The sequence below is a fragment of the Zhongshania aquatica genome, from assembly GCF_027257955.1.
In the GTDB taxonomy this organism is placed as follows: domain Bacteria; phylum Pseudomonadota; class Gammaproteobacteria; order Pseudomonadales; family Spongiibacteraceae; genus Spongiibacter; species Spongiibacter aquatica.
Window position 1 is genome coordinate 167,094 of sequence record NZ_JANZNQ010000008.1, and the last position, 17,339, is coordinate 184,432.

Genomic DNA, 17,339 nt, shown 5'->3' on the forward strand with positions numbered 1-17,339 from the left:
AACCAGTCCGCCAACATGCGCTTGTTAGCCTTCGTTTGTGGCACTATCATCTTCTTCTAATTGGCTACCAATGAAAGATTCGATTCCTTGCCGCCACTGTGTCCAGTTTTTTGAACTTTTAGCGTGTTCTTCCAGGCTCTCAAGACTTGCGTTTAGCTCCAAAGCCTCTTTGAGCAGTTGAAGGGCTACACCTTCATTGCAGTAGCTCATCCTGTTTCTTAGGATGCCACGGATATAATACAGCCGTGATAAATTAGGGTTGTCTTTTTCTAATCGTTTGTTAGCGCAAATTCCTGACAATTTTCTCCATGCCATCTCCACGGATTCACTAGTAGGTGAATCATCTTCAACTACTAAATACTGCTCAGACGCAATTTTCATTGCGCACATAATTTCATCTATCTCGTATTTTCGATTGAGCTTTATTAGGGACTTACGGCCATTCTCATTAAGGGAATAACCTGGAATAACCTCAGACCAAAAATCCGACAACTGAGAGACAACCTCATCATCGAGGTCCATGAGTGCTTTTTGCCACTCGAACATCATTTCAATCTGTTCTTTGCGTTCTTGTAGCGCTTCTAATTGATCCCTTTGTTTTTCGATGACAGTATTATCAGATAACTCCCTGTCTGATTTTCCTCTGTTGCAATCAAAGCATGAGGTAATCAGGTTCAGAATATCGTTTGTGCCGCCTTGCGCTACAGGCTTAATGTGGTCAACTTCAAGCAAAACATCAGGCGCCTTATTGCCACAATATTGACAAGTAAACGAGTCTCTTTTAAAGACTTCGAACCTTATTTTTTTTGATAACGATATCCTTACAGTCATCTCGATCCTTTTGGAGGCTAACAGCAAATTCAAATGCGTTCCGCTTTATAACTCGTGTGCACGGCGAAACGAAGCTTTGAGGTGATTAAACAGGAAATTCTATTTGAATCAGGGTGATAGAAAACCTGAAATGATTTTTCCATTTGTGTGCGTCCTGCATTCGATGTGGAATCCCTTAGCCATGAGCATAATCGCTTATCAAGAAAAATCAATTACTTAAGCGAATTTCCTCAGAATTAGTGAGCGCCGTGCTGTCGAATACGAGTTTGGCAGCTGACCGCTATTGCGACTACTCCCTCAAACATGCAAAAGTTCTCAGACATTTCACAGCTTATAAAAAATCGTACTCTATTTTTTCCGAGTGGTTTTTCGCGTTTTCTTAATGGGCTTTGCCGGTTCTGGTCGCTCGGTAACGTGATCGATCCAGAACAGCGCATCCAGGTAACTCACATAGCGATGTAAATACTGTGGGGAGAGATCGCGCATGGCCGTTAAGGCTTTTAGCGCGAGCATCTGTGGGTTCAGTGGCCCTGGGCTTTCAGGGCCTTGCTGTATAGCGATTTCGACCCGCTTGGCGATTGCGGTGCGCTGCTGAAAAACCTGCATTTTCTGGCTGGCCTGCAAGGGCCGCTGATCCGACATCAGCTCGGTATCACCTTGGCTAAGCGCTATATCGGCGGTGTAGGCTGCACCGCTCAAGCTTTGACGTTCTTGCTCCCGCAATTGCCGCTCTAAGGCAGACGCCGACGCATCACTGCTCACTGGCTTCTCATCCAGCAATTCCCGCAGGGCCATTACTTGGGCAATAGCTTTATCGCTTGGGCGCGTATTGTTTTGATGAGTGAGAAGTAATTTTTTAAAAGCGAACTCATCGCCATTGTTTAACAGCGCCTCGGCCAATGCGCGGTCACTTTCACCAAGCTCGGCCAGTGACGTCGCTATGCGCTGGGCCTTAGCCTCTTGATCAATTCGATAGCGCGCTAAGGCATCGGCAATTTTTGTTTGCAGAATCTCTTGTGCAGGTGCGCGCAAATCAGCCGCCCGCTCAGACATTGATTCAATAAAGCGGAAACGCGCGGGATCGTAGAGATGGCCCATCTCTTCACGCAATAGCGCTATATCCTGCTGTAACTCTGCCAGCATAGCTTAGGGTGCCTTTTCTGCTGCCGCTTGCGCCCGTGGCACTGGCGCCATTTCTACGCGACGATTTTGCGAGCGGCTATCAGCATCATTATTTTCCACCACCGGCTGCTGCGCGCCAAAGGCGGCGGCAAACACCATATCTGCGGGCATGCCCTCTTCGATAAGTGCGCGGGTGACGGTAAGCGCCCGCTGAGCAGACAACTCCCAATTATCGCGAAAATGTAAATTGCCTTTTTGAATGGGGAGATCATCGGTGAAACCGCTGACCATAAGCAATTGCTCATTGTCACCAAGATACACTTGCAGGGGCGCTCGCAGGGTATGCAAAAGTTCTCGGCCTTCGTCCTGCAATTCGGCGGAATTTAAAGAAAACAAAACGTTGCCACTGATACCAATTTTGCCATCCCGCAGGGTGACTCGGCCGGCAGCAAGAGGGTCAGCCAAAGCCTGCTCCAGGGCCAAACGGCGTTGCTCAGCGACTTCTCTTTTTTGAATTTCTTTCTCTAGGGTCTGCGATAACTCAAGTTGAAAACCCAGCGCCCACACCAGTAGCAACACAAACACGCCGACCAGCCCGGTCATTAGGTCGCCGAAAATCGCCCAAATTGGCGGTTCTTGATCTAAGCCATTATCCAGTTCCGACACACTCATGCCGACGCTTCCTCACGAGAAGCCACAACGCCTTTAGCCAGACTCTGCAGTTGGTTCATGATTTCCTGGTGAGACAGCATATTGTGGTCAATAATTTCCCGCGCCTGCGCAACGTAATACGCCATTTGCTCGTCGCTGCGCTCACCACTGCCCTGCAAGTCCGAATCCACTTTGAGCAAGGTCTCGATCAAACTGCCGTTTGCCTCGCTGAACTGACTAACGGCTGTAGCAAAGGCATCACCCAAACTCGCCAGTTCTGCGCTACTTCCCTCGAAATGGGCAACGATATCAGACAGCTTGCTAGATTCAATATTGACGCTGTCAGCAAACCCTTGGCTGATAGTCGCAAGCAATTCTGAGGAATTGCCGAGGATACTTTCTACCGCCTCGCGTTGCCCTGCCGCCGACACCTGCAAAGATTCCGACAAGGCATTTAACTGGCTCATCAACTCGCGACGCTCGTCGAGCAGGCTATTGTCACGCTCGATATTTTCATTCATCTCGGCGCGTAATTTAGTCATGATTTCAGCGGCAATGCGCGGAGTTTCAGAGGCCGACTCGATAAGACGCCCCATCGGCTCTTCAATCGCATGTGCCAAACTGGCCAGGTGTTCGGCAACCGCAGCCTGTAATTCATTCAACCGGTTTACCGCCGCGTCGCCGCGCTGTTCTTCCAAGGTATATAGGCTTTGCAATTCTGATTTTATGGCCGCCGTCATCTCGCTCATGCGCGCCTGATAACTATCTAGCCAACTACTTTCGCTTTGCGCTCGGGCCGCAACCAACTCCTCAGAGGCCGCCACTAATTTGCTGAACTCTGCTATCAGCTCTTGGCTACCGGCGCGAGCATTACTCGTTAAGGCCTCGGCATTGCTTTGCAGCAAATCCGCACTTTGTTCAAACACAGTAGACCAATTAGCAAGACGCGCCTGCTCGGCGGACTGCTGCTTCTCTAACCAGTCGTCGCTGAGAGAATTAAAACTGCCGACCATAGCCTGTGAACTATTGGCGAATTGCGCAAGCAACTCGCTGAAGCGCTTATCCATTGTTGATAGTAATGACTCACTGCCCGCCTGTTGCGCAGTCACTGCGCCTTGCCAAGCGCGGGTAAAATCGTCTGATGTGCTGGCGTAGCGCTCGTCTAAACTCTGCAAATGCGCCGCTGCCGCGCTGTGTAATTGTTGCTGACTGGCTTTCATATCTTCGCGAATATCGCTGACAAAACGGGAAATGACCGGCGTTATATTCTCGCCGGCAATACGGCCGCTGTCGGCCAAGCTTTGCTTTAAAGACGCGTCCACTGATTCAGCCAGCGCTTGAAATTGGCCTTGCGCCGCAGCGTGAAACTGCTCCTGGTTGCGCACAAGGGTCGCCGCCATGTCGTCGCCCATACGCCCTAAACGATCAGCCAGTAATGTGAGCTGTTGCGCAACAACAGGCAGTGCCTCGGCCTGCGACTGCATAGCCTGATAACTTTGACGACGCTGCTGACTCAATGAAAAAGGTTTGAGTACCGTGCTCATACTGGTGTCGAGCTGACGAGACACCAATAGCCGCTCGCGGCGACTTAGGGTTGAAATCAAGCCTAGCATCGCCGAGGCACACACCCCCGCCACCGAGGTCGCAAAGGCCAAGCCCAAGCCCTTAATTGGTTCGGCCAAGCCCGCTCGCACCGCCTCTAATTCATTCGTACCCTCTAGCGCTACCACCGCGCCTTTTAGCGTGGCGACCATGCCGATGAAGGTGCCGAGCAGGCCCAGCATCACTAGCAAACCAATGATATAGGGGCTCAACACCGGCGCGGGTAAACCGATATATTCGCCCTGCACACGCTGGCGCACGGCGTTGCGCAGGCTGCTAGGCAGCTCAGCCAACCAGTTCTCTAGATCCTGCAGCGAGTCGTCCACGTTTGCGATCGCCGCGCTCAACGCTGTGCTCGCCTGCTGATAACGCAGAAGCTCAACAAACCCCACTGTATAGGCCACGGCGATCAATACCGTGACGCCCAGCGCGAGCATATTGCCAGCAACAAAAGCCGCCCCCATCCACAGCACTACCGTTGCGCCTATGGCAAACGCGGCCACCGAAATCATTCTTGTCATTATGTCGTCTCTACTTCAAATTCTAACGCTTCTATCAAGCCGATAACCGGCATGAGGCGCAATTCTAACTCAGCTAGCAGTACCGCCTGCATCTCGCGAATAAAGCGATCTAACCACCCGCCTTTTTGCAACCAACGTGCGGTTTCGTCTTGGACCGAGTTCGAAATCGCCTCATTGAATTGGCTATTTTCCGCCCGCGCTTGACGGTACTGCTGATTCAAAAAATAAAAGCGCTTTGCCAATAAGTGCGGAACACCCGCAAAAGCTCGCCGGCTAAAATCGGCCATGGTGTCTGCCATACTGCCGTCTAAGCTTGCTAACTGGGCAAGCTCTGGCGACGCACCCTGCATGATCTTTTGTAACTGCCGTCGCAGCGTCGCCACGCGATGATCCATTTCACTTTGGTGCAGTGAATAAAACCGCTGATAGGCGACAAACCCTGCGTCCGGGTCATCTAATGTGTCGCGGTTGGGGCGCGGCAGTATAAACACCGACGCGCTTTCACCCGGCGCTTCGTCGCCTTCCAACACAAAACTATTGATTATAAATGCCAGCATCCCCGCGCGCGCCTGCATAAATAACTCAGTGGGCTGCTCCGTGCTCGACGCCGCCACAAAGGGCTTTTTTTTCAAACTCCGCAGGGACTCAGCCAGTACGATCGCGTCGGACAAGCTAATTAACTCACCGAGCTTATCTGCAAACTGCTTGCTACTGAACTCAGCATTGACCACCGCCAAATCAATGAAGACGCGCTGAAGCCGGGAGCTTGTTACCGGAATTGGGTTCATAACATCCTTAATGAAAACACAACCGTGCGGCTAGCGCAGCGCTAGAGTAGATCAACGCGACCCCTTGCACTGCCAGACGAGATATTCTGATTAGCGGGAGTGGTGACCGCCAAAAAAGTTTCGCCAAAACTGCGGTGACGGAGCTAATTTTGCGGTCAATTATCGCTATTTTGCCAGTAACTTCAAGGATTAGCCGCTACAGAGCGAAAACCCTGCTTATGCAGCAGGGCCAAAGCATCTAGCGGCCGTATTGCGTGTTTAGGTAGGCCATGATGTCTTTGGACTCAAACATCGCCACCCCCGTATTAGGGTCAATTAAATAAGGCACTTGAGAGCGGCCGGTTAGCTCGCGTAACCGAAGGCGATTGGCGCTGGTAATGGGCGCATCCGGAAACCAGCGCGAACGCACCAGCGGCGGCCCCATTTCTTGCCAGCGGGATTTAGCAAAATTGCGCAATATATAGGGTATTTCTAATTCGGTGAGCAGCTCGCGTACCGGCCGCGAATAGGGGCTGGATTCAAAACTGTACAGCTCTAACACTTGCTCAGGCGCGACTGAGGGCTTGGCATTCATACCCCGAGCACGGCCAATGGAGCGCACCGCGGTGGCCGCCATCGAGCTCGAAATCGATAATTGCCTGCGCAACCCTCGCGGCGATACACGTCTCGCATTGCCGTAATGTTTATAGAGGTGATCAATGATCTCCGCCGATTCTAGAATCTCATCGCCGGTATTGGGATCGAGCAACAGCGGAAACTGACTTACACCGCTTATATCCAAGGCATCTGGCCGAAAGCGCATACCGCCCACCGGGCAGGGGTAAATCAGCACATCAATATCTAACTCACTCAGTACTTCTCTCACCACGCGACAGTAGGGGCAGGCCTCGATATCGTAGAGCACTAGCATTTTCTCTGGTTGGCGGGTTTTATCACCATTAAACGCCGCCGATCCGCGCCAACCGCGTGCCGAACTCGCCATTACTGAACTGAGTAAATCAAACATCGCCTGTATTTCTCCTGAGTCAAAACGGGGTATATATCGGCAGCATACGCAAATTATGGCGCAGTGGGGCAAGAATAAGTTGGCGACACACATTAATGTGTATAAATACCTTGCCTCTTAAATTACGGCAAAAACAATAACAATTCTCAGGACAAGCCCATGCCAAGCCTAAACGAGCCACTGCAACTACCCTGTGGCGTGACGCTGCCCAATCGCCTTTTAAAATCAGCCATGACCGAAGGCCTGGCCAACCTCAATGACCAAGCGACACCGCGCTTATCAGCACTGTACGCGCGCTGGGCTGAAGGCGGCACGGGAACATTGGTCACCGGCAATGTCATGGTAGACCGCCGCTTTCTTGAGCGCCCCGGCAATGTGGTGATTGATGGCAACGGTGGCGAAGCCGCCCTACAGGACTGGGCGAAAGCCGGCACCTCGGCAAATAATCAATTGTGGATGCAGATAAATCATCCGGGGCGACAGTGCCAACGCCAAGTATCTGCCCAACCACTTGCGCCCTCAGATGTCGGCATAGATCTAATTGGCATGTTCGGTCGCCCCAAACCCATGACCGAGATCGACATCAAGCAGACCATAAATCGTTACGCCAAAGTAGCCGCCAGCGCTAAAGCGGCCGGATTTACCGGTGTGCAAATACACGCCGCCCACGGCTATTTGATCAGCCAGTTTTTATCGCCACTGGCAAATACCCGCGGCGACCAATGGGGTGGCTCACTGGAAAATCGAGCGCGCTTTCTATTAGACACCTTAGCCGCTGTGCGCGATGCCGTCGGTCCGAGTTTTGCGATCTCCGTAAAATTGAATTCCGCCGACTTCTCCAAAGGTGGATTTAGTCACGAAGACAGCTTGCAAGTTGCCGAGTGGCTATCTGATGCGGGCATCGATTTATTAGAAATTTCAGGTGGCACCTACGAAAAGCTAGCGCTAATGGGCGACGACGCTGACGACACAGCTGCCAGCTCAAGCCAACATCGCGAAGCGTATTTTCTCAAGTACGCCGAAGGCATTCGCAAGGTCACCCGTATACCGCTAGCCATCACTGGCGGTTTTCGCAGCCACGCCGCCATGCAGCAAGCACTCGACAGCGGCGCCTTGGACGTCGTTGGTATTGGTCGCCCGCTGTGCAGCCAGCCTGACATCAAACCGCTGCTCGACGGCCAAAGCCCCAGCCTCCCAAATTGGGAGAAGGAACTGCAACTTGGGGCCGGCTGGTTCGGCCCCAAAAGCAGCAATCAAACAATCCGCACCCTCAATTTTGGCGCTGCCACCCAATGGTACTACCGTCAGATAATTGATTTAGCCGAAGGTCGTGAACCTAATACCCATACGGGTCTATTACGGGTCATGCTTAAACACATGCTGGCAGAGCGGCGCATGGCCACAAAACGCGCGAAATTATTGCGAACCGTATAAACAGCCGTTGAGTAAATCTTCTGAGAGGGGTGAGCTATGCCCCTGCGGAGAAAGCACGCGCCTCATTTGCGATAGCCATCGAGTTAGAAATAACACTGCCGTGACCGGGGTAAATATGCTCAATGTCGAGTGCGGCCAAACGCCCTAGCGTCCCCTGCATTTGTTTACGATTAGCATAAATAGCGGGCACAACCACTCGCTGTTGTGGCCCGCTACCAAGCAGGGTGTCTCCAGTGATAATGCTTTTACTAGAAGGGTGGTAGAAACAGCAGGAATCCCAAGAATGGCCGGGGGTATGTAACAGTGTCCATTCAGCAAAGCCTGGCACGCTGTCATTATTTTTCAATCTACGTATCTCAGCAACGTTATCGATACCGCTAGATGAGCCACCAATAAATTTAGGTGCTTCACGAGCGGCCTTATCTCGAGAGCGATTTAAATACATCGCCCGCGAGCGCGCTCTAAAGAGTTCACGAGTGCTGGTGCCGATACGCGTTAGCACCCCAGCAGGATCATTGAAGAATTTGTGCATGCTGCGACGCGAGGCATACGGCGAAAAAACAGCGGCACCACAGAGCGCAGACAGCGCCAGTACACCGCCAAAGTGATCTGGATCATCGTGGGTGAAGGCAACTGCTTTAACGCTATTGACCGGATACTTTAAGTCTGATTCGATAAATCCAAGAACGTAGCGATGACAGGCGACCGCCACATCAACGACGAATAATACCGGCTCACCATGATGTATTTCTTCAATTACATAGCTATTTGATAAGCGCGTTTTGACCTGATGAATCTTCATATAAAGAACCTAATTGTTCTTATCAAAATGTGTTAAAAATTATTTTTATTCTGGACACAATTCCGCTATTCAGAAAAATCCGGCGTCAAGGTATAGGGCTTGTATTCAGGCTCTTGATCATTAACAGTGTTTTGCGGCATCTCCGCGACGGGTGCCGGTGCAGGTGCGGCAAGGACTGAAGAGTTTGTCGCTAAAGCTTGTTCCCTATCAGCATTAATCGCAGTGGCGACCGATCTCATCACTAGCTGAAAGACCTCCTCCCTATCATCCCGATCAAACACATCACCTTTTTCTGAAGAGCCCATACTGGCGACTGTGCGGCCAGTAATATAATCCTGAAACGCGATGCCCATCACGATACGGTCACTATCCCCCTTGACCGACACTCGCGCGCCCAATACGCGTTTCTTTTGCGCATATGGCAAATTCTCGTATTCCTTAGAACCCACAACGGCTAAATGGTAATCGGAAATGATATTGCCAAACGCGACGTCCAAGCCATAGGCCGCACTATTGTCATCGCCTTCAATCACCACGTATTCATATTTCGAGAAACTGAAGCCATTGGAATAGACCACCGTCTCATTGCCCGCACAGGCAATTAAAAATGCCGTTACCACAAATAGAAATACCGACTTCATCACCCACTCCATAGATGTTATACAAGACACATTGGCATAAACCTGCACATTGCAGGCCAATTATTGGACTGCAACTCACTATCCAGTTTACCGACCAGAGAGTCAACGGCCATGCGCGACGGCACATTTATTAGCAACTGACACTAGCACCTATCACTAACAGCCAGCACTCTTATGTCACTACCACTGGCGCGCTACACTCTTATTCACTCGCTGGCTAAATGCGTGGCGCAGATGGCTTAAAGGTGGCTTCAGACGCTAATATCTATGTTGATGGCGAGGGTTATTTTCTCAACACTAGGGATGCTGAATGGCTTCAATAAACATGGCAGGCAAACTGCGCCGCCCAGGGCGTAACAACATCTCGCCATATAAAACCCAAACAGAGTGCGGTACATTCCAGCGAATACGTGCATTATAGACAGGAGCGCCGACACGCCTTTGTATTCGAACGCCGCCCACAGTGCGGCGCTGCAGTGAAATAAGACAATGCCAGTCAAAATAATAAGGAACTTAGGAGCGAGCTATGACGACACAGACCAGCACCACACGTTTTGATGTGGAATTTGACAGCGAGGGAACACGTTGCAGCGCGTGGCACTACCCTAGCCAATCAGACCAAGAAAACAGCGCTTGCATAGTAATGGCCCACGGCTTGGGTGGCACCCGCGAATGTGGCCTCGCTCCCTACGCAGAGCGCTTTTCCGCCGCGGGTTATCATGTCCTTGTTTTTGATTATCGCTACTTTGGCGATAGCGACGGCGAACCCCGCCAACTGCTAAAAGTCAGCGATCAGCTCACGGACTGGCGTGCCGCCATCGACTTTGCCCGTCAGCTGGAAGGCGTGAATGCCGAGCAGATAATACTGTGGGGAACATCATTCTCAGGCGGTCATGTGCTCAGTATTGCGGCAGAAGATCAGCGCTTGTTAGCTGTCTCGGCCCAGGGCCCAATGGTCGACGGCCGCGCCGCCAGTTTAGAAATTTTAAAATACGCAGGCCCAGTTCACTTAAGCAAGCTAAGCAGCTGCGGCTTAATCGATCAGGCCCGCGCAACATTCGGCATGAACCCTCTTTATATTCCCCTCATTGCCGAGCCCGGTGCACTCGCCGCCATGACTAGTCACGACGCGCTCAGCGGCTATCAGGCCATCACCAATCCCGGCTGGCGCAATGAAATGAGCGCCCGCACCGTATTAGTGTTGTCCTTGTATCGCCCGATTAGCAAAGCGAAAAAGATTCGCTGCCCTGCGCTGCTTCAAGTCTGTAATAAAGACACCGTCGCGCCCGCTAAAGCGGCGATCAAAATGGCCAAACTCATGCCTAACACTGCCACGCTTAAACAATATGATATCGGCCACTTTGACATTTATACCGGCAAAGACTTCGATATTGGCATTGCCGACCAAATTGCATTTTACGAGTCAGCCCTACAAAACTGCCGAGCACTGAAATTATGAGCACCTCGTGAAATCGCAAAGTTGTCGCCATGTTGAATTGCATGAAAAACTGAGCCATGCATACCATATATTTGCAGCAACTGTTGGCCGTGTACATTCAGGCAACTGCTTGAAGATAAACGACTCATTGTCGATTGACTGGATTAAATCTCGATGCAATTTGTGGGTCACTTTGGAATGCAAATCAATAATCCCCTATTGTAGAGGCAATGGCGTTTGTTAAAACTCGTCCCGACCTCAAACAACCAGATATCCAACTACATTTTTTGCCCTTCGGCTACATTATCCAACCCCACTCGCGCTCGGCCATTACCGCTTATCAACCCAAGCAAAATGCGATGATGATCACTATCACTCTCTGCAAACCCAAAACGCGCGGCACGGTAAGTTTAGATACGCAGGGCAATGCCCTCATTCAGCACCAGCTATTCTCCGCGCCTGAAGATATGGAAACCTTGGTAAAGGGCGCAAAATTGGCTGAACATATTTATCAACAGCCCGCCTTGGCCAAACACACTATTCAGCCCTGTAGCCCTGAAACGTTGATTACGGACGATGAAGCGTGGAGGCAATATATCCGTGCCCGCGCCAATATTAGCTATCATTTTTGTGGCAGCTGTAGCATGGGCAACGATCCGTCGTCAGTTGTCGATGAGCAGTTGAGGGTTCATGGACTTCAAGGTTTACGGGTCGTGGATGCCTCGATAATGCCAATAATCACCAGCGGCAATACCAATGCAACTGTCATTGCCATTGCGGAGCGGGCGGCAGATTTCATTCTCGGATAAGCGTATTACAGCGCGGGAACACAGTGGTGCGATATATAGTCACCACTCCATTCGCGAAACAGTGCGGGTTATCATAAATACTTAAGGGGACAACTCCTTCATAGGACCGTCCTTAAGGTTTGTTCTGGTTGAATGAGCCGGACACTTTAATAAGAGACAATAGCCATCAGTTATTGAAGCATCTAAATCATTCGGTGTGGCTAGGCTAGCAACATGTTGTATCACTGGAAAGATCGACAACCCATACAGAGGTTATGTTACGTCGAAGGAAAATCAAGTCTGTAAAATTCGCACCTAATAAGGTGTATCAATAACATTACAAAGAGAAATGACTTTTTCCGACAAGGATTGCATCCAAAATATTAATCAATATACCCACGTATTCATTTCAAAATTGGTTTAACATTATTTTATTCCTAGCAATATTCATAAAAACAGTGATGGATCAGACGTGAAAAAAAATGCTAGCTGTGTTTGTGGCCAATTATCTGTATCGGTTAATCATGATCCTGAACTCGTGATCATGTGCCACTGCGAAATCTGCCAGCGGCGAAGTGGTAGCGCATTCCAGCTGGCCGCTTTCTACTATGAAACCAATGTGGCCGGTGTGTTTGGTGAGTCTAAAAACTATACGCGCGAAGCAGACTCCGGGCGGAGCATGTCTCTTTTCTTTTGCCCTATATGTGGCGTTTCGGTATATTTCCGCTCTGCTGCACGACCTAATTTAGTTGGTGTTCATGTGGGTTGTTTCGCAGATAAGCACTTCCCTGCTCCAAACCGAGCGGTTTGGCTTAAACAGAAGCATGACTGGGTAGTATTACCTGATGTAGATAGCCAATTTGATGAGAATAGTATTTAGGAATACTGCGACAGCGCATCAGAAAGTAGCTGCCGCAGACTTCATCTCATAAAAATGGATTTTTTAATCGGTTTTCAATAGTCTCTAGCTTATTCTATGTTATGAGCTACAGCTTTTTAAACAAGGGACTATTAGCTTTTTGAGTATCAGCCGCAGAAATAAATTTTTCTATAAAAATATCTTTCTCAAATAATCTTCCTTGTATTAATGTTGTTATACACGCATCGATCATAAGTGGCGGACCACAAAGGTAGGCGTGATGCTCTCTGAAATCACTATTGAAATATGACTTTGCAGCGTCGTGAACAAAACCGCGAAAGCCCGTCCAATCGTCGTCTTCATGCGGATCAGATAATGCAGGCACGTAAGAGAAGTTTGGATATTTCTCGACCATTTCAAGGAAGAATTCGTGATAATAAAGTTCTTTTCGATTGCGCTGGCCATATACAAGGGTAATTGGTATATCAGCATGTTGATTTAACAAATCAAGAATCATACTCAAAGGGCTTGATAGACCTGAGCCACCAGCCATGAATACTAAGGGCTTGTTTGCAGATTTTCGTACAAAGAAGCGACCATATGGGCCGGAGAAACTTATTGAATCACCTAGCTTAAGGTTTTCATGGAGATATCTTGTTCCCTCACCACCCGGCACAATCCTTATATTAAGCTCGATTTCATCGCTGCTTGATGGGCTATTTGCGAGTGAAAACGGGCGTGAAATATTAAGCTCTGGAATGTTTAAGTTTATGTACTGCCCTGCTTGAAAGTGAATCGCCTCATCAAGCTTAATCCAAAGGCCTTTTATCGTCGGTGTTAAATCCTCTATTCTCGACACTGTGCCGTAAAAATCTTTAACCGGTATTGATTCTGCGTCAGGTTCTTCGTCGATATCTGCTTCAATGGTGATATCTGATTCAAGTGTTGCGCAGCATGCAAGCGCTTTTCCTTCGTCTCTTTCGAAATCCATCAACGCGAAGGGAGACGCATCCCCGTGTAGTATATCGCCTTCAACTATATTGACTTTACACGTAGCGCAAAGCCCATGGCAGCAAGCATGGGGTAGATAAATACCCGCGCGGAGTGTGGCATCGAGTATCGTCTGGTTTTCTTCAACCTCTATGGTTTCACCTAAAGGCTCTATTGTTAGCTGGAAGCTCATTAAGCTTAACCTCCGTTGTTATGGCCATTAAGTTCTGGGGTGCGGAATCGAATTTGGGCCTTGTGGCGCAGCTCGTGTTCGCGCAATGACTTGTTCCGATTCGGAATAAGTGGGCCCTTGGATGTCGACCACTGTACCTTGTCCCAATCGATCTTCTCAAAGTCTGGGTGGATGGCATAAATGCCGGGCAGCACATTATCGATCAATTGGCCAAAGGTGAGTGTTGCAGGGACCGGTACACACATAGGCCAACCGAGCATGGTGTGCTTTTCCCAGCAGATATTGAGCAACTGCTGTCCATTAAAGTGCTCAATGCCATCCTTATACTCACCGCGATAGTCGGGTCTAATTGATTTTATAGGCATAGTTATAATCCTTATTTGCTATTTTGTGATGACGTTTTTCTTACGAAATCAGTACTAGCACCTTGATGAATATTTGCGGGGCGCTCTGTCCATTTTTCCCAATTTTTTGCGTCGCTATGATCTTTGAACAATCCACCGTCTACACCCGGCTTTATGCCCATGTAGCGAATTGCTTCCGCCATTGGATTAAAATCAGGGGAGCTTGGGTCTGCGTCTGGTAGAAGGCAGTTGCCCATGTATATCTGGTGAACTGGCAGCCATGCCTGTATGTACTTTTTAGGTTCGTCTTCAAATATTTGGTGGCAACCATCTGAACAGAAATGGAATATCTCACCATCAAACTCGGTTTCTCTGTGAACAAATTCCGTAGGATCATCTGCCTCGGTAAACAGGCATGGCCATTGACATACCTGGCACAGTTGCGGCAGCGTTGAATTTGTATATGGCGTACCTAGATCCTCAAGTTCTTGCCAGTATTCAAATCGTGGGCGGTAATATTTATCAAATGTGTCTGGGTATTTTTCAGAGAACCACGCCATTTCTTCTTGAGATGGGAGCCATAGCGGAAAGCCAACAACATCGCGATTCGCGTAAAAAATGCTCCACATTTCGTGTGATAAGCGACCTTTTTCTTTGATAGTGACTTCTGCATTTCGAGGAGGTTTAATGCCGTAGCGCGCTAAATCTGCGAACAGTGCGCCGCCGTTTTCTTCATAATAAATCGTCCACGCTTCGTCCCACGACATCACCCGCTTCGGGAGCATGTAATCCATCATGGTTGCCACCAGAGATAGCACGCGGTACGCACGCCAGAACCACTTATCTATCCATTTCTGCACTATCGCTACGTTGTCTGGATCTTGCTCAAGTAAAAATTTGATAACCTCGAGACCTAACGTCATGTGGCGCGCTTCATCTGACTGAGCCGAGAAACCAAAGGACACCGTAGACATATCGCCGTTGTAGGCAGCACCGGACATCCAAGGCATAAATACCAAATTGGTTAGCACGTACTCGAAGGCAAACGAGATGGCGACGATGAATTCAAAGGGACCCGCGGAGCAAGCGTCGTCAAAAAAGGATTTTGGTATCGACAAATACCACGCGTGATCATACTGATACGGGGCATTACCCATACCTTCAAAAAAGCGATTGTAGTGACTAATGGCATGGGTTTGGGTGGTCGCGTGACGCATTTCGTCAATTGCTTGCATCTGCGTTGCGATCCGCGGACTTGCGTCGCCAAGCTCGCGACCAAGCCGGGTGAAACCTCTCCACGCGCTATACTCTAATCCAACAACAGCATTAATGAATATCTTTAAAGCTTGAATATAGCGCGCATCGGTAACATTAAACTGGCCATTGTTCTGCTGAAATGCGTCGATAATGGCGTAGAGCTTTTTCTCCTTCTCGCCTTGGTATTTCCAATATGCATCAATGGTCAGACGAAATGGATCTTCCCAATTGTCCCAGTTATGAATCTTTATACCCTCGAAGCTAAGCTGGGGAAATATGTCCTCTTTCTTCTGATAGGAAGGCTCCCAGTCTAGGCCTTTGGTGAGCATGGTGTAATTTTGTTTTAGGCTAAGTTTTTTTGCTTTAGTCATGATGCATAACTCTTTTATTAATTTATGATGTCTATTCTTTGTCGCTTATTCATTCCAGAATAAGGTGAACTCGTCGTCGTCTTCGTCTATCTCTCCTGATAGCGAAATCAAGTTAATTTGCAATTCCTGCAAATTAAACTCACGCCCCATTTTCTCTTCGATAGACTCACGCTTTATTACTAGCCGTCCTGGGCAGTCGATTTTGACCATTGCGGGCATTTCAGTGACAACCGCATTGGGGTTGTCTTCAGAAATGGCGTCAATAATAGGCAGCGTGTCGTTATTGGCTTGAAATGCGATAAATACAGGCTGTTTTGAGTTCGCCATTGAAAATATCCTTGTTGTTATTTGTGTGAAAGGTGATTTCTAGATGGCGCTTAGTCCTAGCTTGCTCAGACGCACATTGAATTCATTGTTAATGGTAGTGAGGCTTGCGGTTGCCTCGTCACCTAGCAATTCGCTAGCAAGTCCATCAATCGCTGAGTTGATGTGCAGGTGCCAATTCTTTACCCACGTATCGATCAACTCTCTATTCTCAGCACTTTCTGCAGCGGCTGTTTTAATTACGGCATCGACCCATCGGGTGAAGTCCTTTTGCCATCTCACTGAGTAATTAGTAAGTGAAGAAAGATCGTTGCCGTGTTTACTTCTAAAGTGACGATCGAATTCCTGAAAAATGAGTGGGCACACAATGCCATCAGCGACGAGGTTTTGTGCGACCATAAGTTCAAACCAGTCACTGACAACAAACATATTTTCAACTTGTCGGCGCAATCCCTGCCATGCGCTGTGACTCATCCAAAATTCTTTGGCTTCGTCGAGGGACACTCCGGTTTTGTCGTCAAGGAAAAGACCTATACGGGATAAGTGCTGTGCCATTGCAAGACGGTCGCACATTGCCATTGTCGCGGCTTGAGTAATTGTTGTTCCGTAGCCGTAGGCGGCAATAAAATTATTATTGGTATTACTGCCCCACTCGTAATGCCGCAGGGCGACTAATGAAAAAGTAATCAGGCGTTTGGCTTGATCTGGCAGTTCAGACAAAGCGCCGCGTTCATCTAAGAAAGCCATTTGTTGGTCGATTGCGTCCTGCTGCTTTGCCCGAGCGATAGTGTAGCTACCGTAGTAAAATTGGCGGGGATCTTTCAAAGCGTACCAGTCCGCCATAACAATGGCAGTTTTGGATTTATCATAAATTTCATGATCTGGATCCCACAATGGCCTGTAATGGAAATTGGTTTTCGGCTGGGTGTCGAACGCAAATTCTTGATAGCGTGTCGCGGGTTTGTCGCCAAAACGCGCTATTAAATGCTCAAAGGCGGTTCGTACTGGTTTTACACCTGCTGTTTTTATTTCAACGGCCATATATCACTCCCTAAAAAGATTTATATTTTTATATAAAAGTTATTTAATTATTCTTGAACACCCGCTTCACCAAATTGCCATTTCAAGATATCGGCATCTTGCTTTATGCTTTCTTCGCTGGTGAGCTGTGTAGGTGAATTACTTTCACAAAATTCCATAAACGCTGCTTCAGGCAAAATTAGCTCTACCATTAAGTCGCTTGAATTTATGCCAAATAAAAACTCAACGAAGCCTGTATCAGTTCTTCGTAGAATTCGTACATAGGTACTTTGATCGGGATTAATCTTCAATGAGCTTGTATTTGTGTGTTTCATCGTTTGGCTTTGCATAAAAATC

At 48.8% G+C, this 17,339-nt stretch carries 18 protein-coding genes; 4 read left to right on the forward strand and 14 right to left on the reverse strand.

The features are described from left to right. Positions 1 to 24: 24 nt before the first annotated feature. The 6 genes from O9X78_RS10375 to O9X78_RS10400 form a co-directional block, all read right to left on the reverse strand. On the reverse strand, positions 25 to 831 hold the full coding sequence (locus O9X78_RS10375; protein WP_269619608.1) for an HNH endonuclease: 807 nt from the start codon (positions 829 to 831) through the stop codon (positions 25 to 27). A gap of 348 nt (positions 832 to 1,179) precedes the next feature. Continuing rightward, positions 1,180 to 1,974, reverse strand: coding sequence for a DUF2894 domain-containing protein (locus O9X78_RS10380; RefSeq protein ID WP_269619609.1), 795 nt, complete (start codon positions 1,972 to 1,974; stop codon positions 1,180 to 1,182). Between the two features lie 3 nt (positions 1,975 to 1,977). Next, positions 1,978 to 2,625, reverse strand: a complete 648-nt coding sequence (locus O9X78_RS10385; protein ID WP_219044386.1) for an OmpA family protein — start codon at positions 2,623 to 2,625, stop codon at positions 1,978 to 1,980. Continuing rightward, positions 2,622 to 4,727, reverse strand: a complete 2,106-nt coding sequence (locus O9X78_RS10390; protein ID WP_269619610.1) for a hypothetical protein — start codon at positions 4,725 to 4,727, stop codon at positions 2,622 to 2,624. Before O9X78_RS10390 ends, O9X78_RS10385 begins: the two co-directional genes overlap by 4 nt. Then, a complete protein-coding gene (locus O9X78_RS10395; protein ID WP_269619611.1) occupies positions 4,727 to 5,515 on the reverse strand; it encodes a DUF3348 family protein in 789 nt (262 codons plus the stop codon). Before O9X78_RS10395 ends, O9X78_RS10390 begins: the two co-directional genes overlap by 1 nt. A gap of 238 nt (positions 5,516 to 5,753) precedes the next feature. Continuing rightward, complete coding sequence (locus O9X78_RS10400; protein ID WP_269619612.1) at positions 5,754 to 6,521, reverse strand: glutathione S-transferase N-terminal domain-containing protein; 768 nt, start codon at positions 6,519 to 6,521, stop codon at positions 5,754 to 5,756. A 159-nt stretch (positions 6,522 to 6,680) separates the two neighbouring features. On the opposite strand from O9X78_RS10400, the gene O9X78_RS10405 reads away from it, so the two are divergent. Next, a complete protein-coding gene (locus O9X78_RS10405) occupies positions 6,681 to 7,955 on the forward strand; it encodes an NADH:flavin oxidoreductase/NADH oxidase family protein (protein WP_269619613.1) in 1,275 nt (424 codons plus the stop codon). Between the two features lie 34 nt (positions 7,956 to 7,989). Here the strand turns inward: O9X78_RS10405 and O9X78_RS10410 are convergent, their stop codons facing one another. Next, entirely contained in the window at positions 7,990 to 8,757 is a 768-nt protein-coding gene (locus O9X78_RS10410) for an MBL fold metallo-hydrolase (RefSeq protein ID WP_269619614.1), read from the reverse strand. Between the two features lie 65 nt (positions 8,758 to 8,822). Further along, positions 8,823 to 9,398, reverse strand: coding sequence for a hypothetical protein (locus O9X78_RS10415; RefSeq protein WP_269619615.1), 576 nt, complete (start codon positions 9,396 to 9,398; stop codon positions 8,823 to 8,825). A 526-nt stretch (positions 9,399 to 9,924) separates the two neighbouring features. Between O9X78_RS10415 and O9X78_RS10420 the strand changes: the two genes are divergently transcribed. The 3 genes from O9X78_RS10420 (at position 9,925) to O9X78_RS10430 (ending at position 12,504) form a co-directional block, all read left to right on the forward strand. Continuing rightward, the gene (locus O9X78_RS10420) at positions 9,925 to 10,857 is read left to right on the forward strand and encodes an alpha/beta hydrolase (protein WP_269619616.1); all 933 of its coding nucleotides are present in this window, start codon (positions 9,925 to 9,927) and stop codon (positions 10,855 to 10,857) included. A gap of 209 nt (positions 10,858 to 11,066) precedes the next feature. After that, positions 11,067 to 11,645, forward strand: coding sequence for a GMC family oxidoreductase (locus O9X78_RS10425; protein ID WP_269619617.1), 579 nt, complete (start codon positions 11,067 to 11,069; stop codon positions 11,643 to 11,645). Positions 11,646 to 12,096: 451 nt separating this feature from the next. Continuing rightward, positions 12,097 to 12,504, forward strand: coding sequence for a GFA family protein (locus O9X78_RS10430; RefSeq protein ID WP_269619618.1), 408 nt, complete (start codon positions 12,097 to 12,099; stop codon positions 12,502 to 12,504). Between the two features lie 106 nt (positions 12,505 to 12,610). Here O9X78_RS10430 and O9X78_RS10435 read toward each other — a convergent pair whose 3' ends face one another. The 6 genes from O9X78_RS10435 to O9X78_RS10460 are packed head-to-tail and all read right to left on the reverse strand — an operon-like array spanning position 12,611 to position 17,332. Next, entirely contained in the window at positions 12,611 to 13,666 is a 1,056-nt protein-coding gene (locus tag O9X78_RS10435; protein WP_269619619.1) for an NADH:ubiquinone reductase (Na(+)-transporting) subunit F, read from the reverse strand. Positions 13,667 to 13,671: 5 nt separating this feature from the next. Next, the gene (locus O9X78_RS10440) at positions 13,672 to 14,031 is read right to left on the reverse strand and encodes a phenol hydroxylase subunit P4 (protein ID WP_269619621.1); all 360 of its coding nucleotides are present in this window, start codon (positions 14,029 to 14,031) and stop codon (positions 13,672 to 13,674) included. Between the two features lie 11 nt (positions 14,032 to 14,042). After that, positions 14,043 to 15,638, reverse strand: coding sequence for a YHS domain-containing protein (locus tag O9X78_RS10445; RefSeq protein ID WP_269619622.1), 1,596 nt, complete (start codon positions 15,636 to 15,638; stop codon positions 14,043 to 14,045). A 45-nt stretch (positions 15,639 to 15,683) separates the two neighbouring features. Beyond that, positions 15,684 to 15,965 (reverse strand): MmoB/DmpM family protein, encoded by a 282-nt coding sequence (locus O9X78_RS10450; protein ID WP_269619623.1) that lies wholly within the window; start codon positions 15,963 to 15,965, stop codon positions 15,684 to 15,686. Positions 15,966 to 16,004: 39 nt separating this feature from the next. Continuing rightward, positions 16,005 to 17,003 (reverse strand): aromatic/alkene monooxygenase hydroxylase subunit beta, encoded by a 999-nt coding sequence (locus O9X78_RS10455; protein WP_269619624.1) that lies wholly within the window; start codon positions 17,001 to 17,003, stop codon positions 16,005 to 16,007. A 47-nt stretch (positions 17,004 to 17,050) separates the two neighbouring features. Continuing rightward, positions 17,051 to 17,332 (reverse strand): phenol hydroxylase subunit, encoded by a 282-nt coding sequence (locus tag O9X78_RS10460; protein ID WP_269619625.1) that lies wholly within the window; start codon positions 17,330 to 17,332, stop codon positions 17,051 to 17,053. Positions 17,333 to 17,339: the final 7 nt, after the last annotated feature.